Here is a 21,306-nt window from a genome sequence, read left to right on the forward strand (position 1 = left end):
CTCAGGCCTCCCCACGCACAGCGCCGGCATCCTGCACATCCGCCCAGGCCACGGCGGGATCGGGCCAGGGCGCGGTCAGCGCCGCGACACGGGCCGCGGACATCTCCTCCAGCGCATTACCCTGGATGACATCCAGCGCGCTGCCGGCGACACCTTCGCCGACCAGCCGGGCGCGAAGCCAGGCGATGGGCTCCGCCGCGCGCGCGGCCTCCACGGCCGCGGGGTCGCGCCAGGCGGCGGGGTCGGTGCTGGTATGGCCGGTGATGCGATAGGTGGTGGCGTGCAGCAGGCGTGGGCCAGTGCCGGTGCGGACTTCCGCCACCATCCGCGCCGCGACCTCGTCCACCGCCGCCGCGTCATTGCCGTCGACGCTGACCGTCGGCACGCCGAGGGCTTCGGCCCGCGCCGCCACGCCGGGGCCGGCGGTGACGCTGGCGGTGGCGGTGAAGGCGGCCACGCCATTGTCCTCACACACGAAGAGAACGGGCAGCCGGTACAGCGCGGCCCAGTTTAGCCCTTCCAGGAAGGGGCCACGATTGATCGCGCCGTCGCCGAAGAAGCAGGCGACGATGGCGTCCTGGCCCAGCAGCTTCAGCCCCTGCGCCGCACCCACCGCGATCGGGATGCCGCCCGCCACCACCCCATTGGCGCCGAGCATGCCGACGCTGAAATCGGCGATATGCATCGACCCGCCCTTGCCGCGGCAATGGCCGCCGGCACGGCCGAACAGCTCCTCCATCATCCCTGCCACCCCGGCGCCCTTGGCCAAGGCGTGGCCATGGCCGCGATGGTTGGAGGTGATGCGATCGTCCCGCCGCAGATTGCCGCAGATGCCGGCGGCGACGCCTTCCTGCCCGATGGAGACATGCAGGGGGCCAGGGATCTCGCCGGCGCGGTGGGCAGCCAGCGCCGTCTCCTCGAAGGCGCGGATGCGGCACATTGTGGTATACAGCGCGAGCAGCCGCGCGCGGTTGTCCCCGATCCTGGTCATCCGGCTCCCCCTCATCACCCCCTTCTGGACGGGGGGCTTGCGAAGGATGCGACAGCGCGCGAAGGAATCAAGCCAGGGGAGGGCAGGATATGCCGGATACGCCGCCACTGGTGGTGGACAGCGTCACGCAGCTGGGTGACGAGGCGCGGGGCCAGGTGGCCTGTTGTGCGAGCCACGGGGCCGTCTATGCCGCCTGGTATGCGGCCCGGAAGGGTGTCGCCGGGCTGCTGCTGCATGATGCGGGAATCGGCCGGGAAAGGGCCGGCGTCGGCGGCATCTTCTGGCTGGAAGGCCGCTTCATCCCCGCCGCCGCGGTGGCGCATGAAAGTGCCCGGATCGGTGATGGCGCCGATATGCTGGCACGCGGCCTGCTCTCCACCGTCAACGGCCCCGCCATGGCGCTCGGGCTGCGGGAGGGGATGCGCGTGACCACGGCGCTCGACCTTCTGCTCGCCGCCCGCCTGCCGGCTGGGGAGGCGCCCGGCGGCATGGATGAGGCGCGGCGGGACATCGCCACCGAAAAGGGCGTGCGGATCATCGCCCTCGACTCCAACGGCCTGGTCGGGCCGGAGGATGCGGGGCAGATCATCATCACTGGATCGCATGGCGGGCTGCTGGGCGGCCGCCCCGCCACCGCCGTGAAGGCGGATGTGCTGGCCGCCATCTACAACGACGCCGGCATCGGTATCGACCGCGCCGGCCTGTCCCGCCTGCCGGCGCTGGCCGCGCGGGGCATCGCGGCCGCCACAGTCTCCGTCTTCTCGGCCCGCATCGGCGATGCGACCAGCAGCTGGGAGGATGGCTACATCTCCGCCCTCAACGGCCCGGCGGAAGCGCGCGGTGCCTGCATCGGACTTTCGACCCGCGACTTCGTCGCCAAGATCCTGGAGAGCCTGTAACCATGTCAGCCAATGCCACGCGCCGCATGACCGGCGGCGCCGCGCTTGCCGAGATGCTGAAGCTGCATGAGCCAGGGCCGATGTTCGGCATGGGCGGCTTTCAGCTATTGCCCTTCTACGAAGCCTGCCGCGTTCTCGGCGTGCAGCATTACCTGATCAACGACGAGCGTTGCGGCGCCTTCGCTGCTGATGCCTATGCCCGCGTCACCAACCGGCCGGGGCTGGTCGATGGCACGCTTGGCCCGGGCGCGACGAACCTCGCGACGGGGCTGGCGGAGGCCTTCAATGCCGGCATGCCGATGGTCGCCATCATCGGCGACGCCAACCGCCAGCATGCCTGGAAGAACATGACGCAGGAGGCGCGGCAATTCGATGTGCTGCGCCCGCTGGTCAAGGAAGCGATCCGCGTCGAGATCATCTCCCGCATTCCGGAACACATCCGCCGCGCCTTCGCCGTCGCGACCAGCGGCCGTCCCGGCCCGGTGCTGATCGCGGTGCCGGAGGATATCGCGCATGGGGAGCACGACTTCGACGCCGGTGATTTCTGGTTCGATCCGGGCACGCTGCGCGCCCAGGCCCGGCGTTCCCGCCCCGCACGGGACGACCTGGCGCGTGCCGCAGCCCTGCTGGCCAAGGCGGAACGCCCGCTGATCCTGGCCGGTGGTGGCGTTCATATCAGCGAGGCCTATGAGGCGCTCGCAGCCCTGGCGGAGGCGCAGGGCATCCCGGTGGCGCACACCATGTCCGGCAAGGGCGCCATCGGCTGCAACCATGCGCTCTCGGCCGGCGTCTTCGGCCGCTACTCCCGCATCGCCAATGATCTGATCGGCATGAGCGACTGTCTTCTCGTCGTCGGCTGCAAGCTCGGCGAGATCGCGACCAAGCGTTTCTCGCTGATGCCCTCCGGCGTGCCGCTGATCCACCTCGACATCGTCGCAGAGGAAATCGGCCGGACCACGCGGCAGGATGTGGCGCTGGTGGGCGATGCGCGCTGCGGGCTGGAGGATCTGCTGGCGGAACTGGGCCCGCGCGCCGATCGCCGCGCGGACTGGTGCGCGGAGGTGCCGAAGCGCATGGCGGCCTGGCTGGAATCCGCCAAGGACCGCCTGGAATCGGTGGAATCGCCGATCAATGTCGGGCGCCTGATGGGGGAGCTGAACAAGATCCTTCCGGCGGATGCCGTGCTGGTCGCCGATGGGGGCTTCGCGGGACACTGGGGCGGGCTGCTGTTCGACACCAAGCGGGCCGGGCGCGGCTTCGTGGCGGATCGCGGCTTTGCCTCCATCGGCTACGGCGTGCCGGGCGGCATCGGGGCGCAGATCGGGGTGGGGAAGGGGCGGCGCGTCGTCTCCCTGACCGGCGATGGCGGCTTCAACATGTCGATGGGCGATCTCGAGACCGCGCGCCGCGTCGGCGCGCCCATCGTCGCCTGCATCTTCAACAACGCCGCCTCCGGCTATGTGAAGGCGCTCCAGCACGCCGTCTTCGGCCCGGGCAGCTACCAGTCGAGCGACCTGGTGGAAATGAATTACGCCAATATCGCCAATGCCATGGGCTGCCAGGGCATCCGCGTGGAGGACCCGGAAAAGCTCGCCGGTGCCATCCAGGCCGGGCTGGAGAATACGGATACGCCCACGGTGCTCGATATCGTGGTGACGCGCGACCCGGCCAAGATGCTGCCGGCGGCGGATAACCGGACGCTGAAGGTGAACAAGGGCGACCGCCCGGTCTGACCTTTTCGCGGCGCTGTCATACAAGCGTCGTAACGGATTCGCGAGGTCTGCCTGATAGGGTGGTGGACCTCGGAGGACCGCCATGCCCAGCAGCCGCATCCTGATCTTCTCGCCGCGCTATATCACGCTGACCCTGGTGGTGCTGGCGAGCCTGGCCTGCCTGCTGGGCCTGGCGCTCGCGCCCGGTGCCTGGCCGTGGGTGCTGCCACTGCTGCTGGTCTTCGGCGGGCTGACGGCGCGGGGCTTCCGGGACCTGTTCCACCCGACCCATGCCATCCTGCGCAGCTATCCCATCGCCGCGCATCTGCGTTTCATCATGGAGGAAATCCGGCCGGAGATGCGGCAGTATTTCTTCGAGGATGAGAAGCACGGCACGCCATTTTCCCGCGACAAGCGCGCCGTGGTCTATCAGCGCGCCAAGGGCCAGCTCGACAAGCGCCCCTTCGGCACCCAATACGATGTCTATCAGGACGGCTTCGAATGGCTGCACCATTCCATGGCGCCGTGCCCAGTGGCGGAGGCCGCGCCGCGGCTGGTGATCGGCGGGCCGGATTGCACCCAGCCCTACAGCGCGAGCCTGCTCAATATCTCCGCCATGAGCTTCGGCTCGCTCTCCGCCAATGCCATTCGCGCGCTGAATCGCGGCGCCAAGGCGGGCGGCTTCGCCCATGACACCGGGGAGGGTGGGCTGAGCCCGCATCACCGGGAGGGCGGCGGCGACCTGATCTGGGAATTGGGCTCGGGCTATTTCTCCGCCCGCGACGCGCAGGGGCGCTTCGACCCGGCGTTGTTCGAGAAGAATGCCACCCTGCCGCAGGTGCGGATGGTGGAGCTGAAGCTCAGCCAAGGCGCCAAGCCGGGCCATGGCGGCGTGCTGCCGGCGGCCAAGGTCAGTGCCGAGATCGCGGCCACGCGCGGCATCGCGATGGGGGAGGATTGCATCTCCCCCGCCGCCCACAGCGCCTTCGCCACGCCGGTGGAATTGCTGCGTTTCGTGGCGGAGATGCGGCGCCTGTCCGGCGGCAAGCCCGCCGGCTTCAAGCTGTGCATCGGCCATCGCTGGGAATTCCTGGCGATCTGCAAGGCCATGCTGGAGACAGGCATCACGCCGGATTTCATCGTGGTGGATGGCGCGGAAGGCGGCACCGGCGCGGCACCGCTGGAATTCATGGACCATCTCGGCATGCCGATGCGGGAGGGTCTGAACTTCGTCCACAACGCCCTGATCGGCATCGGTCTGCGCGACCGCATCCGGCTCGGTGCCAGTGGCAAGGTCGCCAGCGCCTTCGACATGGCCCGCGCCCTGGCGCTGGGGGCGGACTGGTGCAATGCGGGGCGCGGCTTCATGTTCGCGCTGGGCTGCATTCATTCCCTGTCCTGCCACACCGATCGCTGCCCGACCGGCGTGGCGACGCAGGACCCGACCCGGTCCCGCGCCTTGGTGGTGCTGGACAAGGCCCAGCGCGTCACCCAGTTCCAGGCCGCGACCGTGGCCGCCCTCTCGGAGCTGGTGGCGGCCGCCGGCCTCGACCATCCCAGCCAGCTTCGCCCCCAGCACTTCTTCCGCCGCGTCTCGGCGCAGGAGGTGCGCAGCTTCGCCGAGCTGTTCCCGGAACTCGCCCCGGGCGAATTGCTGCACGGCACCCATGACCCGCGCTTCCGGGAGGCCTGGCAGATGGCGGATGCCCATAGCTTCGCGCCGCGCGCGAGCGTCACCCCGCGCCTGGAGCGGGAGGCGGTTTAGCCCCTATCCTGCCCCTCAAAGGGATGGAGGGGCGCGATGGGTCCGGCGACGGCGATGAATCTGGGGCGGCTGCTGACGCAGACCGCGCGACGCCTGCCGGATCATCCGGCGCTGATCTGGCGCGACCGGCACTGGAGCTTCGCGGAGCTGGATGCGCGGGTGGACCGCCTGGCCCAGGCGCTGCGCGAGCTGGGCGTGGTGAAGGGCGACCGGGTGCTGGTGCATGCCCGCAATTCCAACGCCATGCTCGAAAGTCTCTTTGCCAGTTTCAAGATCGGCGCCGTCTGGGTGCCGACGAATTTCCGGCTGACGCCGGCGGAGGTGGCGTATCTCGGCGCCTCCTCCCGCGCCGTGGTGATGCTGCGGGATGCGGGGTTTGGCGGGCATGCCGAGGCGGTGCGGGCAGAATCGCGGCATCTGCGCCACGTCATCGCGCTGGGCGATGCCGGGCCGGGGGAGCTGGATTACGAGGCCCTGCTCGCCGCCGCCACACCGCCGCCGCCGGATCATGAGGCGGAGGTCGAATACGGCGATCCCTGCTGGTTCTTCTATACCTCCGGCACCACCGGCCGGCCGAAGGCGGCGGTGTTGACGCATGGGCAGATGGCTTTTGTCGTCACCAACCATCTGGCCGATCTGATGCCGGGCCTGACGGAGCGCGATGCCTCCCTGGTCGTGGCGCCACTGTCGCACGGCGCGGGCATTCATCAATTGTCCCAGGTGGCGCGCGGCGCTGCGACGGTGCTGTTGTCGGGCGAGAAATTCGACCCCGCCGAGGCCTGGGCGCTGGTGGAACGCCACCGCGTCTCCAACATGTTCACCGTGCCCACCATCCTGACCACGCTGGTGCGCCACCCGGCCGTGGACCGGCACGACCACCAAAGCCTGCGCCACGTGATCTATGCCGGCGCGCCGATGTACGATGCGGACCAGCAGGAGGCGCTCCAAAAGCTCGGGCCTTGCCTGGTGCAGTATTTCGGCCTTGGCGAAGTCACCGGCAATATCACCGTGCTGCGGCCCGACCAGCATCTGCCGGAAAACGCCGGAAGCTGCGGCGTGGCGCGCACGGGCATGGAGATCGCCATTCTGGACGATCGCGGCGCGCGGCTGCAACCGGGTGAGATCGGCGAGATCTGCGTGCGCGGCCCCGCCGTCTTCGCAGGCTACTTCGAGAATGCTGAGGCGACCCGAAAGGCCTTCCTCGGCGGCTGGTTTCACACCGGTGACCTCGGGATGCTGGATGCGCGCGGCTTCCTGTTCATCACCGGCCGGGCCTCGGACATGTATATCTCCGGCGGCTCCAACGTGTATCCGCGGGAGGCGGAGGAGGCGTTGCTGACCCACCCGGCGGTGGCGGAGGCCGCGGTGGTCGGCCTGCCGCATCCCAAATGGGGCGAGGCCGGCATCGCCTGCGTGGTCTGCCATGAGGGGATGGATGCGGACGAGCCAACGCTGCTGGCGCACCTCGCCCCCCGCATCGCCCGCTACAAGCAGCCGCTGCGCATCGTGCTGTGGGATGCGCTGCCGAAGTCGGGATACGGCAAGGTGCCGAAGGCGCTGATCCGGGCCAAGCTGGCGGAGGAGGGGATCGGTTTCTGATTCCGCCTCGGCGCCCTATGCGCTCGGCCGCGGCGACATGATGGAATGGATGCCGGCGAAGGGCGAAGGCCCCACGATCATTGAGCCGCCGGCTTCATTCGACGCCGCGATGGCGCTGAAATCCTTGCCCTGCATCGTGCCGATGAGCCGAAAGGTCTCCTCGATCTGGCCGGGCGAGAAGATGATCAGCATCCGGACAATGCCGTCCGAAAGATTGGCCCAGGCATGCGGCGTTCCCCGCAGGACCGTCGCCGTATCGCCCGCGCCCAGCTCCCGCTGCCGATCGCCCATCATGAGATGAAGGCTGCCTTCGAGGATCACGAAGTGTTCCTCCTCATGGGCGTGGACGTGCATCGGGACGCCGTTGCGCGGGTCGGCGATGATTTCGAGCATCGTGTAGATGCCGCCGGTTTGCGCGATGGAGGTGCGGATGGTGAATCGCTCGCCGGGCGTCACCTCCCACCATTCGCTATCGGTGCCGGCGGTCGGCTTGTTGGCCAAGATATCCATTGCGATCTTCCCTGTGCGGTGCGCGAGACGAGGTCGCGCTCAGCCCTTCCTGGAAGATCCGCGAGACATTTCCGTTTCTGGACGGGGATTGACGGCTTCGGTCGAAACCTGGGCTTGGGCCGCCCGGAACAGCCACCGCCTGGCTGCGCAGCTTCAGCGGCGCCGCCCGGCGATGTAGCTGACGCCCGCCTGGCCCGCGATTTCCGCATGCGGCACGTCGCGCGGCACCTCGAACACCTCGCCCGGGCCATAGGCGCGGCTTGCGCCGCCCTGGGCGAGGATCAGTTCGCCGGACAGGATCAGCAGCCGGGCGTCGAAGGGGTGGCTGTGCTCCGGCGTCGCCTCGCCTGTCGGCAGGCTGCGCTCCACCTGTTCGAGAAAGCCATCGGCGGCCAGACCCGCCTCAAATGCCGCGCGTTCCATCGCCGCCTCCCTTGCCGCCACCGCCAACCGGGTTAGCCTGGGGCCAGTATTCCCCGGAGACGCCGATGACCGCCACCCTCTTCGCCAATGCCCGCATCCTCGATGGCCGAGTCGATGGCGGGATTGAGGGCCATGTCCTGGTCGAGAATGGGCGGATCAAGGAGGTGTCGGACAAGCCGATCAGCGCCACCGGCGCCCGGCAGGTGGACCTCGCCGGCCGCACGCTGATGCCCGGGCTGATCGACGCGCATGTGCATGTCATCTCCACCACGGTCAGCTTCGCCCAGAACGCGCTGCTGCCGGATGCGGTGATCGCCTTCCGGTCGTCGCGGATCATGAACGCCATGCTGAAACGCGGCTTCACCACCATCCGCGACCTCGGCGGCGCCACCCAGGGCCTGCGCGTGGCCTGGGAGGAAGGCGGCTTCGACGGGCCGCGCATGGTGCTCTGCGGCAAGGCCATCTCCGCCACCGGCGGGCATAGCGACGGGCGCGGCCGCTATGACGGCCGGGACATGACCTATCTGGAAGGCCGCCTCGGCTGCCTCGGCCGGCTGGCCGATGGCGTGGATGCGGTGCGCCGCGCCTGCCGGGAGGAGATCAAGGCCGGCGCCGACTACATCAAGATCATGGCCAATGGCGGCGTCGCCAGCCCCACCGACCCCATCGCCTTCCTCGGCTATTCCATGGACGAGATGCGTGCGGCGGTGGAAGAGGCGGCGATGGCGCAGACCTATGTCGCCGCGCATCTCTACACTGATGAGGCGATCAGCCGCGCGGTGGATGCCGGCGTGCGCAGCCTGGAGCATTGCAACCTCATCGAGGAAGCCACCGCCCGCAAGGCCGCCAAGGCCGGCGCCATCGCCTGCCCGACCCTGGTGACCTATGAGGCGCTGAAGAATGAGGGTGCCTCCTTCGGCCTCGACCCCGTCAGCGTCGGCAAGATCGACACGGTGCGGCTGGCTGGCCTGGCGAGCCTGGAGAAGATGCAGCGCGCCGGCCTGACCATGGCCTATGGCAGCGACCTTCTGGCCGAGATGCACCGCCACCAGTCCGACGAATTCGTCATCCGCGGCCGCGTGCTGCCGGCGATGGAGGTGATCCGCTCCACGACGGTCCATGCAGCGAAGTTGCTGCGCATGGAAGGCCAGATCGGCACGGTCGAGCCCGGCGCCTATGGCGATCTGGTGGTGGTGGAGGGTGATCCGCTGAAGGATCTTTCCCTGCTGACCGGGCAGGGCAAGCACCTGTCGGCCATCATGCAGGGCGGGCGCTTCATCAAGGATCAGCTCGCCGCATGATCCCGCCGGAGGACCGCTACCCGCACGCGCCGCTGCCCTTCCGGCCGAAACTGACCTGGCCGGGTGGGGCGCGGCTGGCGGTCTGGGTCTGTCCGAATATCGAGCATTACGAATTCCTGCCCGCCCAGCTCGGCAGCCCACGCGACCCCTGGCCGCGCACGCCACATCCCGATGTGCTGTCCTATTCGCTGAAGGATTACGGCAACCGCGCCGGCGTCTGGCGGATGATGGAATGCCTGGATGCGCACGGCATCCGCGGCAGCGTCTCCTTCAGCATGGCGGTGGGGGAGATGTTTCCCGAAATCCTCGACGCGATGATGGCGCGGGACTGGGACGTGTTCAGCCACGGGCTGTTCAACACGCGCTACCACTGGAACCTGCCCGAGGACGCGGAGCGCGCCGAGATCATGGCCAGCGTCGAGGCCTGGCGGCGGATGACGGGGAAGCAGCTGCGCGGCTGGTTCTCGCCGGCCGCGTCGAACACGCTGCGGACGCCGGACCTGGTGGCGGAGGCCGGCATCTCCTACCTGTGTGACTTCTACCATGACGACCAGCCGACGCCGATCCGCGTGCGAAATGGCCGGCTAGTTTCCATCCCCTATACGATGGACCTGAACGACGCGGTGATGATCGGTGCCGGCGCGGCGGAGGGCGAGGATTTTTGCCGCGCCGGAATCGACATGTTCGAGACGCTGTATGCGGAGGGTGCGACGCAGCCGCGGGTGATGTGCATCGCGCTGCACCCCTACATCATGGGCAGGCCGCACCGCATCCGCCACCTCGACCGGCTGCTCAGCCATATCGGCGGGCATGACGGCGTGTGGTTCGCCACCGGGGCGGAGATGGCCGATTGGTATCTGGCGAACCACTACGACGCGGCGATGCGCGGATGATCCAGCGCGGCATGGATCATGCGATCCACCCCTATAGCGCCCAGCCGGGGCGGGCGGATTTTCGCTGGCCGGGCGGCAGGCGCGTCGCCGTGTATCTGTTGCTCCATCTGGAACATACCGAAATCGCGCCGCCGGAGGGCACGCATCGCGACCCGCGCTTTCGCGGCGCCTTCTTCAGCGGCAACCCCGACTGGACCACCTATACCCAGCGCGACTACGGCAACCGCATCGGCGCCTGGCGCATCCTGGACCTGCTGGACCGCCTGCGCCTGCCGGCCAGCGTCGCCGTCAATCTGTTGGCCGCGCAGCGCCATCCGGAGCTGGTCAGCGCCTATCGCGACCGGGGCTATGAGCCGGTGGCGCATGGAATCTCCGCCAGCCGGATGGTGACCAGCCGGATGACGGAGGCGGAGGAGGCGGCGGAGATCGCCCTGGTGCGGGATGGCCTTTCCGCGCTGTGGCCCAGCGCGACGGGCTGGCTCGGCCAGGACCATGGCGCGACGGCGGCGACCTCTCGGCTGCTGGCGGAGGCTGGCTATGGCTACAGCCTCGACTGGGCCAATGACGACGAGCCCTACCGCCACGCCTCCGGCCTTCTGGCCCTGCCGCCGCCCGGGGAATGGGACGACGTGCAGACGCTGGGACTGCGCCGTGTGCCGGTGACGCGCTGGCCGGGGCTGGTGGCGGAGGCGCTGGATCGGCTGTCGGCGGAGCCACGCGGTGGGCGGGTGCTGGGGCTGGGTATTCATCCCTGGATGCTCGGGGCGCCGCATCGGGTGCGTTACCTGGCGGAGGCGCTGGAGGGGATTGCCGGGCGGGGCGATGTGCATATCGCCACGGCAGGGGCGCTGGCGGCGGAGGTGTCCTCGCTCGGGCGCTGATGCCGAGCCCTCAGTTCATTTGGAAGCGGCGACGCAGCGCGAGGCCGGCAAGAAAGGCCAGCGCCAAGGCGAACAGGGATTGCAGCGTGCCGAGGGTGCGGATGGCGAAGCCGAAGAGCGAGCCGGGCGTGCCTTGCAGCGCCGTCTGGACGTGGTTGCCCGCCATTTGCGTGGGCGTCAGCGTCCAGGGGCCGAAGGGAAAGACTCGCTGCATGGAAAGGTGGAGGCATTCCACCCAGACGGCACTGCGCGGCACCTCGGCCAGGGCGCCGGCGCGCCAGCCGAAGGCGAGGCCGGCATAGGCGGCGGTGAACAGCGGGATGAGCATCGCCAGCCAGAACAGGGGCTGGCCGATGGAGCGGCCGTAATCGCTAACAGTGCCATAGAGCCTTGAGAATTGACGCTCCCACCACGGGGTGCCGCGCTGGTGGCGGCGCGCCATGAGTTCGAAGGCATAGAAGACCTGCTCGCGCGATTTGTTGGCGGATTTCTCCATGGCCTGCTTGAGGACGCGACAGCCGCCTTCGAGCTGACGCAGGGCGGCCTCGCGATCTTCCAGGGAACCGGCCTGGGCGCGTTCCTGCTGGAAGGTGGCGTTCGCGCTGGCCTCGTCGGTATTGTCGAGCTGCAGACCGCCTTGCAGGACCGCGCCATCGAAGGCGGCGAAGCGCTGACAGCCCGTGCCGTCGAAGCTGGCAAGATCCTTGAACACGGCTTGGTTGAACATGCCGTGCCAGTTGCTTGGCTTATCTGGCCAAATGATGTCGCGAAAGGATGCGAGCCGGGCAAAGACGGAAGCGCTGAACTCGGTGCGGGTGGCGAAGTTTGCGCCGTCGAATTCGGCCACCCCGCTGAAACGCCATCCTCGGAAGCTGATGACAAGCGGGGCTTCAGCCTGGACTGATGAACCGAATTTCGCCTTGCCGAAGGAGATGAGTCGTTTCGACTCGCCGGCGGCGAAGAAGGAGTGTCCGGAGAAGGTTGCGCTGTCGAAGTGGGCGTCCCCGCAGAATGTCGCAATATCGAATCGGACATTACCCGAGAATATTGCGCTGTCGAAGATGACGTATTCGGAGAAGGTTGCACTATCGAAGCTGGCGCTTCCGGAGAAGGTTGCGCTGTCGAAGCGGGCGTACGCGGAAAAATTTGCGCTTTCGAAGCGGGCGTATCCGCAGAAGGTCGCGCTGTGGAATTGGGCGTCGTTCGAGAATGTTGCGCTGTCGAAGCGCGTGTCTAACGAGAAGGTTACACTGTCGAAGCTGGCCTCTTCCGAGAAGGTTGTGCTGTCGAAGCGGGCGTGTTCGGAGAAGGTTGCGCTGTCGAAGAGGGCGTATCCAGAGAAAGTTGCGCTGTCAAATCGGGCGCTTTCCGAGAATGTTGAGCTGTTGAAGCGGGCGTCTTCGGAGAAGGTTGCGCTGTCGAAGCTGGTGTATCCGGAGAAAGTTGCGCTTTGGAAGTCTACGTATCCGGAGAAGGTTGCGCTGTGGAAGTTGGCGTGTTTTGAGAAGGTTGCGCGAGTAAAATCGGCACGTCGAAGAAAATTTGCAAAATCACAACGAAATCCACCCCCCCAGCTCGAAGCGGCGTGCCCTTCCCATGACAGAAGGGCGCGGTCGCACACCACGTCTATCGGACGGTCAGGTCCATCCGGATGGAACAGCATCTGGGTCAACACTGCGCCTGAGAGTTGTGCCCGGCCGTCGGGTGCCTCGGCGTCGCACCACGGATTGGTCACCGTCTCTGCAGCCGCAGCGATGCGACGGCCGACCACCCCCACCAGGGCGACCCGCATCGCCTCATCCCACTCCGCCTTGGCCGGCGAGCCGTCCTGCCAGTGCAAGGGCAGATGCGCGATGTGCCAGCCCCGCCCGTCCGGCCCTGACACCAACTCCCCCGCCGCCCGCATCGCGGCGTCGTCGCGCATTGCGCCCGTCTCTGGGTCCCGCCGCCAATAGGCCTCTAGGTTCATCTCTCCATGCAGCCCGCCATGGACCCTAGGGCCATTCTTACCGACCGGATGCTTTGCCAGCCCTTCCCAGGAGAAATCCGCCGCCCACCAACCGTCCCACCACTCGACCTGCAACTCCGCCGCGCTCTTCGCCATGCCCAACCCGCCCGTCTTGCGACATCACCTTATCACGCTAGCGGATTGGATATGCGGAACGCGGCACAGGCGGAGGCGTCTCAGCCCCGATAATACTGCGGCCGCGTCAGCACGCTCACCGCCGCCACACCCGCCGCCAGCACGCCCAGCGCGGTGCCCGGATTCCGCAGCGCCTTGTTGTACAGGCTATGGCTGAACTGGTGCCCCTGGTCGCCGTAGCGATGCCCGTCCTCGCCGGCATGGTGCAGGTTGTCCGACGTATCGCGCGGCGGCCGGCCCGGCTGCTTGGCGGTCTTGTAGTAGCTGTAGGTAAAAATCCGGTCGGTCAGGCTCGGCACCATCCGGGCGGCGGCCACCATGCCGCGGCCCCAGCCGCCGACGATGCGGTTGCGCGTCGGCATCTCCGCCGCATGCAGCACGGCCCGCGCCACCACCTCCGGCGCATAGACCGGCGGCGGCACCTGGCTCGCCTCGTCCATATAGTTCTTCGCATGCTCGCCGAAGGGCGTGTCGATGCCGGAGGGCTGGATCAGCGTGATGGCGACCGGCGCATCCTCATGCAGCATCTCCATCCGCAGGCTGTCGGTGAATCCCTTCACCGCATGCTTGGTGGCGGTATAGGCGCCGAGCAGCGGGGACGGCATGTCGGAGGAGATGGAGCCGATATTGATCAGCGCGCCGCCGCGGCCCTTCAGCTCCTTCAAGGCCACCAGGGAGCCATGCACGACGCCCCAGTAATTGGTCGCCTCGTGACCCTGCAACCATACCGGTCAGCGGCGGGTCAGATGAACTGCCCCCGCAGGAAGCCGAGCGCGGGCAGGGGGGTCCATGCCTTGGGCAGGTCGGCGCGGCGAATCGGCGCCACGCTGTAATGCGGCACGGGCTGCTTGGATCGCCGCAGGAAATCCTCATAGGCCGCGACCTGCTGCGCCCGCCAGGCCCGGTCCTCCAGCGCCGCCATCCGGTTGCGGTAGATATTGGCCACGCGGGATTTGCGCCCCGCCGTGGCGATCACCGCCCAGAGCGTGTCGTCGTCTCGGGCACCGGAGGGAAGCGGGCCGACGGGGGACAGGTGCTGCACAGCGGTCAGGCTCGCAAACCAGCCGCCACCGGGTCAAGCGCCACCGCTGTCACAGGACCGGGCTTTTCGCCGGCCGCGGGGCGTGGGATCAAACCTTCCAGCAAGGAGACGTATCGCATGATCGACCTCTACACCTGGAACACCCCCAACGGCCGCAAGATCTCCGTGGCGCTGGAGGAGATGGGGCTGCCCTACGCCGTCCATACGGTGAACATCTCGAAGAACGAGCAGTTCGAGCCGGCCTTCCTGAAGATTTCCCCGAACAACCGCATTCCCGCGATCATCGACCCGGATGGGCCGGATGGGCAGCCGATCAGCGTCTTCGAATCGGGCGCCATCCTGCTGTACCTGGCGGAAAAGACGGGGAAGTTCCTGCCGAAGGACATGCGCGGCAAGGTCGCCGTGACGGAATGGCTGATGTGGCAGATGGGCGGCTTCGGCCCGATGCCCGGCCAGGTCCACCACTTCCTGATGCAGCCGGAAGGCCCGGCGCGGGAATACGGGTTCAAGCGCTACCACACCGAGACCAAGCGCCTGTACGGCGTGCTGGACCGCCGCCTGGCCGGCCGCGACTTCGTGGCGACCGAGGGCGAGCCCAGCATCGCCGATTTCGCCATTCTGGGCTGGGCCTGGCGGCATGAGCGCCACGAAGTGCCCTTCGACGACCTGCCCAATGTCGCCGCCTGGTACGAGCGGATGATGGCCCGCCCGGCCGTCCAGCGCGGCTTCGAAATCCCGCTGTCCTGACGATGAAGGAACCGGGGCGGGCCGCTTGCCCCCCCGGTTCCGGCCCGCTATGAACGCGCTGCATACGTCGTGCAACTTCACACCCTGAGGAGGGGTGGCCGAGTGGCTGAAGGCGACGGTTTGCTAAACCGTTATAGGGGTAAAACCCTATCGAGGGTTCGAATCCCTTCCCCTCCTCCAGTTCCCCGTTTTCCCCGTTTGGCATCTGCCCAGCGTTGGTCGCCTGTCTGACGCGCGACCCAACCAGCCCTTATGAAGCCCCTGGGCTGCGCGCGTCCTTCCAGGTCGCCACGGCGGCTATCAGCGCGGCGCGCTCGATGGGCTTGGCCAGATGGCCGTCAAAGCCCGCCTCCAGCATCGCCGTCACCTGCTCCGGCATGGCATCGGCGGTCAGGGCGATGACCGGCAGGGTGGCGGCCGCGCCCGGAAGGGCCCGGATGCGCGACAAGGTCTCCCTCCCATCCAACTGGGGCATGTGCTGGTCCATCAGGATCAGGTCGGGCAGCGGTCCCTGGTCCAGCATCGCCAGCGCCGCTCCACCGCTCGGCGCCTCGACCACCTGATGGCCAACCGGACCCAGCAGGGCGGCGACCACCATGCGATTGGCCGCGACATCATCCACCACCAGAATCACCAGGCCCGGCTGGGCGGTCGGCGGCGGTGGAAGGCGTGCCGGCTCAACCAGGGTCGCCGTCTCCTCCGCCATCACGTGCGGGAGCGGCAGCAGCAGGGTGAAGCGGCTTCCGCGCCCTTCCATCCCATCCTCATGGGTCAGGCTGCCGCCCATGGCGCGCGCCAGGGCGGCGCTGATCGCCAGGCCCAGCCCGCTGCCACTGCGGGAGTCATCCGCCGTCGCCTGACTGAATTCCTGGAACAGGTTTGGGCGCAGACTCTCCGGCACGCCGCTGCCGTTGTCGATCACCGCGAAAGCGATCATCTCCTCGCGCGGCGAAACCTCCAGCGCCACCGTGCCGCCGGGCGGGGTGAAGCGGATGGCGTTGGCCATCAGGTTCATCAGGATCTGCCGGATGCGCACCGCGTCTCCCAGCATGGCCGCCGGCACCGCGGGGTCCAGCCGCAGTTCCAGCGTCACGCCCTTCGCCGCCGCGGTGTCGTGCAGCAGCGACGTGGTGGCGCGCAGCGTGTCCTCCATCCGGAAGGGCTGCGGCATCGGCACGAAGCGGCCGGCCTCGATGCGGGAAATGTCCAGCACCTCGTTCAGGATGGTCAGCAGATGCCGGCCCGCCTGTTCCAGCGTCTCCACCTGCCGGCGTTGGACCGGCCCCAGGCTGGCATCGTGGGCCAGGGCCTGGGCCATGCCGAGCACGCCGTTCAGCGGGGTGCGCAGCTCATGACTCATCTGCGACAGGAAGCGGGTCTTCTGCAGACTGGCGCTATTGGCCAGGTCGCGCGCGGCGGCCAGGGCCGCGGTGGCTTGTCCTTCCGCCTTCTCCTTGGTCAGGGCGATCAGCAGCAGCGTGCTGCCGGCCAGGAAGACCACATTGAGCACCACGACGGCCGGGAACATGAAGCCCTGCGGCAACTGATTGCCGATGGGCCGGGGGGCGAAGATCAAGGTCACGGCCGCGATCGCCACATAGGTGACGGTCACACCCGCCAGCAGCGCGATGAGCAATGGCCGGGAGGGCAGGGGCCGCAGCTTCTGCCCGCGCAGGAATTCCAGGATCGCCAGCCCGTTATAGACCAGCAGGATCAGCGCCATCAGGGCGACGCGGGCGTCGATACTGGCGTGGAAGGCTGGAATCCGGTTCGCCAGCAGCCAGACCGCGGCGGCCGCGAAGATCGCCCAGGGGATCGGACGCCGATTCTCGAACTGGCGCGCGCCCGTCCAATGCACGCCATAGCCGACGCAGAGCAGGGCGTTGGCGACGTCGATCGTCAGCCAGTCCGGGGCGATGCCCCGCATGCCCAGCATGATGGTGCAGGCCGCACCGAGGAGTCGGGCCAGTCCCCAGCTGGCCAGTGCGGGTTCCCGGCGGTCATGCAGCCAAAGCCACAGCATCGCCAAACCGAGGAAACCACCCAGGATCGCGGAAAAGACAAAGACCGTGGGCAAGTGGATATCGGGCAAAACGCTTCGCCCGCGCAGGTCTGGGCGCCTCATAACTGTCGCGATGACAGTCTACCGCATTGAACCCGGTCAGCTCAACCCGTGGTTGTCCAAAGATCGTGTTGTAGTTGCATGTGTCGACACTTTGCGCAGTGTTGCGGGTGGCCACTTGGAAGAGGATGGATCGGCCCGGTTGGTCACTGCCACACGTCGCGCGCCGCTGGTCCCGGCCACCGCGAGGGCGCCCCCGAGACAGGCACGGCGGGCGAAAGGGCTGTCTTTCGTCATGGTGTACTCACCCGACTGGTGATGCCTGTCGCGGGGTCAGGGAAAGCGGGTTCAGTCGCGCTCCCACTCCTCCCGCGTGATTCGGCCGGCCAGGTCGATATGGATCTCCACCCGCTCATTGCGTGGATTGAAGGCCTCGATCTCCCAATGCCGGCGCTTGCGCTCGACATCGCCGCGGATGCGGTAGCCGGCGGCTTCCGCCACGCGGCGCGCCTCGGCCTCGTCGATCCCGCCCTGCTGGCGCTCCTCCCGCCGCTCCCGGTCCCGGCGTTCGCGCGCCTCGCGGCCCGGGCGGCCGGCCCAGGGGGGGCTGCCCTCGGCGCGGCGGATGGTGATCTCCCGCCCATCCTCGCGGCGGATGGTGAAGGCGTCGAAGCTGCCGCCATCGGGGCGGCCGATCACCCGCAGGCGCTCGCCCTGGCGGATGTCGAGGCGGTGGTACCAATCCGGCCCGGCCTCCACCAGCACACGGCCGGTGGCATCCTGCAGCACGAAGCGGTTGCCGAAGACGTCGGTGACCTGGCCCTCGATGGCGATGCCGCCCGGGGCGATGGCACCGATCGGGGTCTGGGTGATAGCCGGCGCGGCCGGGGCCTGGGCGAAGGTGGGGGCGGCGAGGCTGGCGGCCAGCGCCAGGCCCAGGGCGGCGCGACGGAGATGGGTGGTCGTCATGAAGGCTCTCCTTTCGTGGTTGCGGCCGCCTTCTCTCACACCGCGCCTGAACCCAGCCGGAACCGCGCCGTTCAGGCTGGGTTCAGGCAGCGCCCTGCAATAGAATCCTATGATGCGCCGCGCCGCCCTTGCCCTTCTGATCCTGCCCCTCGCCTTGGCCGCGCAGCCTCTGCTGCCCTTGCCGCGCGTGGTGGACATCGTGGCCGAACGCTACCACGGCCGCATGATCGAGGCGCGGGTGGTGCCCGGGCGCGAGGATGAGGAGACCTCCGTGGCCTATGAGCTGCGCTGGCTGACGCCCGCCAATGACGTGCTGCGCATCCGCGTCTCCGCCACCGATGGCGGCATGCTGCTGGTCGAGGGCAGCGGCATGATCGCGGCGCGCAAATGAGGCTGCTGCTGGCGGAGGATGACGCGACGCTCGCCACGCAGATCCTGGCGGCGTTGCGCGAGTCCGGCTTCGCCGTGGACCATGCTTCGGATGGGGAAACGGCCACCTTCCTCGGCGGCGAGAATCCCTATGCGGCGGTGGTGCTGGATCTGGGCCTGCCGAAGCGGGACGGCATCGCGGTGCTGTCCGGCTGGCGCGCCGCGGGGTTGGCCATGCCGGTGCTGGTGCTGACCGCAAGGGACGCCTGGGGCGACAAGGTCGCCGGCTTCCGCGCCGGCGCGGACGACTACCTCACGAAACCCTTCCGGATGGAGGAGGTGGTGCTGCGCCTGCGCGCGCTGATCCGCCGCGCCGCCGGCCATGCCTCCCCGATCCTGGCCTGCGGCCCCCTGGAACACGACGCCCAGACCGGCGGCTTCACGCTGGAGGGAATGCCGCTGCGCCTGACCGCCTATGAGGCGCGAATCCTCTCCTACCTGCTGCACCGCATGGGCCGTGTGGTCAGCCGCACGGAGCTGTCGGAACAGCTATATGACGGCGATTCGGACCGCGACTTCAACGCCATGGAGGTGCTGGTCAGTCGCCTGCGGCGCAAGGTCGCGCCCTGCCGGATCGAGACGCTGCGCGGCCAGGGCTGGGTGCTGGCGGCGCCGCCCTGATGCGGCGTTCCCTGCGCGCGCGGCTGGCCGTGCTGGGGGCGGTGGCGATCCTGGCGGCGCTGCTCGGCGCCGGCTTCGCCATCGACCGGCTGCTGGGCCGCGCCGTGGAACGCGGCTTCCGCCAGCAGATGGACACGGCGCTGCTGGCACTGATGGCGCGTGTGGAGGTGGAGGACGCCAGCGGCCGCGTGACGCTGGAGGCGCCGCCCGCCGAGCCTCGCTTCGAACAGCCGCTCTCGGGCTGGTACTGGCAGGTCGCCTCGGGCGCCGAGATCCTGCTGCGCTCCCGCTCCCTTTTCGACCAGGAGATCCTGGGCGAGCAGGGCCCGGCCGGGGAGGCGCTGCTCACCCTGCGGCAGGATTTCACAACCCCCGGATCGCCTGAATTGCTGACCGCCACCGTGGCGGTGCCGCTGGACGAAATCGCCGCCGCGCGGGCGGAGCTGGTGCGGCCGCTGGTGCTGTCGCTCGCCGCGCTCGGCCTGGCGCTGCTGCTGGCCTCGCTGGTGCAGATCGGCATTGGGCTGGCACCGCTTGGCCGGCTGCGGCGGGACCTGGATGCGGTGCGGCGCGGTCAGCGCGCCCGCATGCCGGAGGCGCCGCATGCCGAAGTGGCGCCGCTGGTCGCCAGCGTGAACGCGCTGCTGACCCATAAGGAAGCGATGCTGGACCGCGCCCGGCGCCATGCCGGCGACCTGGCCCATGCGCTTCAGACGCCCCTGGCCGCGCTGCGCAATGCGGCGGAGGGCGATGCCCAGGTCACCGCACTGGTCGCGCGGATGGAGGCGCAGATCCGCCGCCACCTCAGCCGCGCCCGCACCGCCGCCACCGCAGGCCTGCCCGGCGCCCGCTGCGCCGTGGCCCCGGTGCTGGAGGATCTGGCCCTGGTGCTGCGCGCCGCCCATCGCGACCGCGCCCTGACCCTGGAGATCGCGGCTGCAGACGCCCCGGATTTCGCCGGCGACCGCGGCGACCTGGAGGAGATGGCCGGCAATCTGATGGACAATGCCTGCAAATGGGCGCGCGGCCAGGTGCAGGTCTTGGCGCGGGCGGAGGCCGGGCGGCTGCTGATCCGCATCGCCGATGACGGCCCAGGCATGGACCAGGCCCAGCGTAAGGCCGCGCTGGCGCGTGGGCGGCGGCTGGATGAGGCGGTGCCGGGGCATGGGCTTGGCCTCGCCATCGTGGCGGAGACGGCGGACCTCTATGGCGGGGCGCTGGAGCTGGAAGGGGAGGGGCCAGGGCTGGTCGCGCTGCTGCGCCTGCCTGCGGCGTCTTGACGCTTGCCCCGTCAGAACTGCGAAGCGCCTTGCGGCCGCCGGGCAAGACGATAGGTTTTTCCGAAACGAACCGTCCTTGGTGGAAAGGCCCTTCAGCATGTCCAGCCCGTCCGGAACCACCGAAGCGTCAGACGCCCAGACCCTGGTGCTCCAGGAAGCCGAGGCCGCCCGTGTGGCCGCAAATGGTGCGGATTATGTTTTCGGTGGCAGCACAACGGACGGCTTCGATTGCTCGGGCTTCGTGATCTATGTCTTCAACAAAGCCTATGGCAGCAACACCCTGGCGCGCGTCACCGCCAATGATCTGCGCGACAGTAATCGGTTTTCCGCCGTCACCGACCCGAAGCCGGGTGATCTTGTGTTCTTCTCCGCCTCGGCCGGCGGCAGCACAGCCTCGCATGTCGGCATCGTCGTCGACGCGGAGCGATGGATAGGCTCGCAAAGCTCCACCGGCGTGGCCTATGTGAAGTTCAGCAATTCCTATTGGAAGCCACGCATCCTGTCCTATGGCCGCTACAAGCCGATGCAGACCGCTGACGCCATCATTCCGATGCGGGCGGGGGGCTTCGCCTCGACGATCCGCGTCTGATGCCCCTGTTGCTGTCAGCCCTGTCGCTGCTGGTCCTGGTCGGTGGCCCCGCGCCTGATTGGCAGCGTGCCTGGGTGGCGGAATCCTTTATCTGCGCTGCCTGTTCGCCGGAAGATCGCCAGTGGCTGACGGCGCGTCTCGGGCAGACGGTGCTTCTCGCGCCCGATCGGTTCCTGAATCCCTTCTATGAGGATTGCACCTCCGGCGCCGATTATTCCGATCTGATGCCGCGAAGCCGGGCGGAGGCGCTGCGCCATTTTCGCGGTGTGACTGTCGTGGCAGAGCGGCCCATCTCCGGCTTGGTGCGGTGCGCGAGCGCCTCTGGGCCACCCAACATCGTGGCGCGGCTGCTGATTGAGGGAGACCGGGCACTGCTTCTCCATGAATCAGGGGCGGTTCTGCAACTGCGCTGACGCATGCCTTGACCCTTCGGCCCCAGCGCCCGAATCT

21 protein-coding genes and 1 tRNA gene are annotated in these 21,306 nt (G+C 68.5%); 14 read left to right on the plus strand and 8 right to left on the minus strand.

Annotated features, from left to right (window positions below; all coding sequences use genetic code 11):
• Position 1: 1 nt before the first annotated feature.
• A complete protein-coding gene (locus tag ACVFYP_RS07165) occupies positions 2 to 991 on the minus strand; it encodes a thiamine pyrophosphate-dependent dehydrogenase E1 component subunit alpha (RefSeq protein ID WP_499199438.1) in 990 nt (329 codons plus the stop codon).
• 89 nt (positions 992 to 1,080) lie between these two features.
• Between ACVFYP_RS07165 and ACVFYP_RS07170 the strand changes: the two genes are divergently transcribed.
• The 4 genes from ACVFYP_RS07170 (at position 1,081) to ACVFYP_RS07185 (ending at position 6,966) form a co-directional block, all read left to right on the plus strand.
• Positions 1,081 to 1,890: a hypothetical protein gene (locus ACVFYP_RS07170; protein ID WP_499199439.1), complete on the plus strand. Its 810-nt coding sequence runs from the start codon at positions 1,081 to 1,083 to the stop codon at positions 1,888 to 1,890.
• Positions 1,891 to 1,892: 2 nt separating this feature from the next.
• The gene (locus ACVFYP_RS07175; protein WP_499199440.1) at positions 1,893 to 3,623 is read left to right on the plus strand and encodes a thiamine pyrophosphate-binding protein; all 1,731 of its coding nucleotides are present in this window, start codon (positions 1,893 to 1,895) and stop codon (positions 3,621 to 3,623) included.
• An 82-nt stretch (positions 3,624 to 3,705) separates the two neighbouring features.
• Positions 3,706 to 5,367, plus strand: coding sequence for an FMN-binding glutamate synthase family protein (locus ACVFYP_RS07180; RefSeq protein ID WP_499199441.1), 1,662 nt, complete (start codon positions 3,706 to 3,708; stop codon positions 5,365 to 5,367).
• A gap of 36 nt (positions 5,368 to 5,403) precedes the next feature.
• Complete coding sequence (locus ACVFYP_RS07185) at positions 5,404 to 6,966, plus strand: acyl-CoA synthetase (protein ID WP_499199442.1); 1,563 nt, start codon at positions 5,404 to 5,406, stop codon at positions 6,964 to 6,966.
• 15 nt (positions 6,967 to 6,981) lie between these two features.
• Here ACVFYP_RS07185 and ACVFYP_RS07190 read toward each other — a convergent pair whose 3' ends face one another.
• Both ACVFYP_RS07190 and ACVFYP_RS07195 read right to left on the minus strand, forming a co-directional pair.
• Positions 6,982 to 7,422, minus strand: coding sequence for a cupin domain-containing protein (locus tag ACVFYP_RS07190; protein ID WP_499199443.1), 441 nt, complete (start codon positions 7,420 to 7,422; stop codon positions 6,982 to 6,984).
• 207 nt (positions 7,423 to 7,629) lie between these two features.
• Positions 7,630 to 7,899, minus strand: coding sequence for a cupin domain-containing protein (locus ACVFYP_RS07195; RefSeq protein ID WP_499199444.1), 270 nt, complete (start codon positions 7,897 to 7,899; stop codon positions 7,630 to 7,632).
• 65 nt (positions 7,900 to 7,964) lie between these two features.
• Here ACVFYP_RS07195 and ACVFYP_RS07200 point away from each other — a divergent pair, with 65 nt between their 5' ends.
• From ACVFYP_RS07200 to ACVFYP_RS07210, 3 genes are read left to right on the plus strand one after another with little or no spacing between them, the layout of a single operon-like run.
• Positions 7,965 to 9,200, plus strand: coding sequence for a metal-dependent hydrolase family protein (locus tag ACVFYP_RS07200; protein WP_499199445.1), 1,236 nt, complete (start codon positions 7,965 to 7,967; stop codon positions 9,198 to 9,200).
• Positions 9,197 to 10,093, plus strand: coding sequence for a polysaccharide deacetylase family protein (locus ACVFYP_RS07205; RefSeq protein ID WP_499199446.1), 897 nt, complete (start codon positions 9,197 to 9,199; stop codon positions 10,091 to 10,093). The genes ACVFYP_RS07200 and ACVFYP_RS07205 overlap by 4 nt, the downstream gene beginning before the upstream one ends.
• Positions 10,094 to 10,104: 11 nt before the next feature.
• Complete coding sequence (locus ACVFYP_RS07210; RefSeq protein ID WP_499199447.1) at positions 10,105 to 10,974, plus strand: polysaccharide deacetylase family protein; 870 nt, start codon at positions 10,105 to 10,107, stop codon at positions 10,972 to 10,974.
• A gap of 10 nt (positions 10,975 to 10,984) precedes the next feature.
• Here ACVFYP_RS07210 and ACVFYP_RS07215 read toward each other — a convergent pair whose 3' ends face one another.
• The 3 genes from ACVFYP_RS07215 to ACVFYP_RS07225 form a co-directional block, all read right to left on the minus strand.
• Positions 10,985 to 13,078, minus strand: a complete 2,094-nt coding sequence (locus tag ACVFYP_RS07215) for a pentapeptide repeat-containing protein (RefSeq protein ID WP_499199448.1) — start codon at positions 13,076 to 13,078, stop codon at positions 10,985 to 10,987.
• Between the two features lie 80 nt (positions 13,079 to 13,158).
• Positions 13,159 to 13,839 carry an SDR family NAD(P)-dependent oxidoreductase gene (locus tag ACVFYP_RS07220; protein ID WP_499199449.1) on the minus strand — a complete coding sequence of 227 codons (681 nt, stop codon included), beginning with the start codon at positions 13,837 to 13,839 and terminating at the stop codon, positions 13,159 to 13,161.
• A 20-nt stretch (positions 13,840 to 13,859) separates the two neighbouring features.
• Positions 13,860 to 14,168, minus strand: coding sequence for a hypothetical protein (locus tag ACVFYP_RS07225; protein WP_499199552.1), 309 nt, complete (start codon positions 14,166 to 14,168; stop codon positions 13,860 to 13,862).
• Between the two features lie 108 nt (positions 14,169 to 14,276).
• Between ACVFYP_RS07225 and ACVFYP_RS07230 the strand changes: the two genes are divergently transcribed.
• Together ACVFYP_RS07230 and ACVFYP_RS07235 are read left to right on the plus strand one after the other, a co-directional pair.
• On the plus strand, positions 14,277 to 14,906 hold the full coding sequence (locus tag ACVFYP_RS07230) for a glutathione S-transferase family protein (RefSeq protein WP_499199450.1): 630 nt from the start codon (positions 14,277 to 14,279) through the stop codon (positions 14,904 to 14,906).
• An 88-nt stretch (positions 14,907 to 14,994) separates the two neighbouring features.
• Positions 14,995 to 15,086: transfer RNA gene (locus ACVFYP_RS07235), tRNA-Ser, on the plus strand.
• A 70-nt stretch (positions 15,087 to 15,156) separates the two neighbouring features.
• On the opposite strand, the gene ACVFYP_RS07240 is transcribed toward ACVFYP_RS07235, so the two are convergent.
• Both ACVFYP_RS07240 and ACVFYP_RS07245 read right to left on the minus strand, forming a co-directional pair.
• A complete protein-coding gene (locus ACVFYP_RS07240) occupies positions 15,157 to 16,983 on the minus strand; it encodes an ATP-binding protein (RefSeq protein WP_499199451.1) in 1,827 nt (608 codons plus the stop codon).
• A 333-nt stretch (positions 16,984 to 17,316) separates the two neighbouring features.
• The gene (locus tag ACVFYP_RS07245; protein WP_499199452.1) at positions 17,317 to 17,937 is read right to left on the minus strand and encodes a hypothetical protein; all 621 of its coding nucleotides are present in this window, start codon (positions 17,935 to 17,937) and stop codon (positions 17,317 to 17,319) included.
• 112 nt (positions 17,938 to 18,049) lie between these two features.
• Between ACVFYP_RS07245 and ACVFYP_RS07250 the strand changes: the two genes are divergently transcribed.
• The 5 genes from ACVFYP_RS07250 (at position 18,050) to ACVFYP_RS07270 (ending at position 21,269) form a co-directional block, all read left to right on the plus strand.
• A complete protein-coding gene (locus tag ACVFYP_RS07250) occupies positions 18,050 to 18,328 on the plus strand; it encodes a hypothetical protein (protein ID WP_499199453.1) in 279 nt (92 codons plus the stop codon).
• Positions 18,325 to 18,987 (plus strand): response regulator transcription factor, encoded by a 663-nt coding sequence (locus ACVFYP_RS07255; RefSeq protein WP_499199454.1) that lies wholly within the window; start codon positions 18,325 to 18,327, stop codon positions 18,985 to 18,987. Before ACVFYP_RS07250 ends, ACVFYP_RS07255 begins: the two co-directional genes overlap by 4 nt.
• Positions 18,987 to 20,267 carry a sensor histidine kinase gene (locus ACVFYP_RS07260; protein WP_499199455.1) on the plus strand — a complete coding sequence of 427 codons (1,281 nt, stop codon included), beginning with the start codon at positions 18,987 to 18,989 and terminating at the stop codon, positions 20,265 to 20,267. The genes ACVFYP_RS07255 and ACVFYP_RS07260 overlap by 1 nt, the downstream gene beginning before the upstream one ends.
• Before the next feature lie 97 nt (positions 20,268 to 20,364).
• The gene (locus ACVFYP_RS07265) at positions 20,365 to 20,856 is read left to right on the plus strand and encodes a C40 family peptidase (RefSeq protein WP_499199456.1); all 492 of its coding nucleotides are present in this window, start codon (positions 20,365 to 20,367) and stop codon (positions 20,854 to 20,856) included.
• Positions 20,856 to 21,269 (plus strand): hypothetical protein, encoded by a 414-nt coding sequence (locus ACVFYP_RS07270; protein WP_499199457.1) that lies wholly within the window; start codon positions 20,856 to 20,858, stop codon positions 21,267 to 21,269. The genes ACVFYP_RS07265 and ACVFYP_RS07270 overlap by 1 nt, the downstream gene beginning before the upstream one ends.
• Positions 21,270 to 21,306: the final 37 nt, after the last annotated feature.

The sequence above is a fragment of the Roseomonas sp. F4 genome (assembly GCF_053891155.1).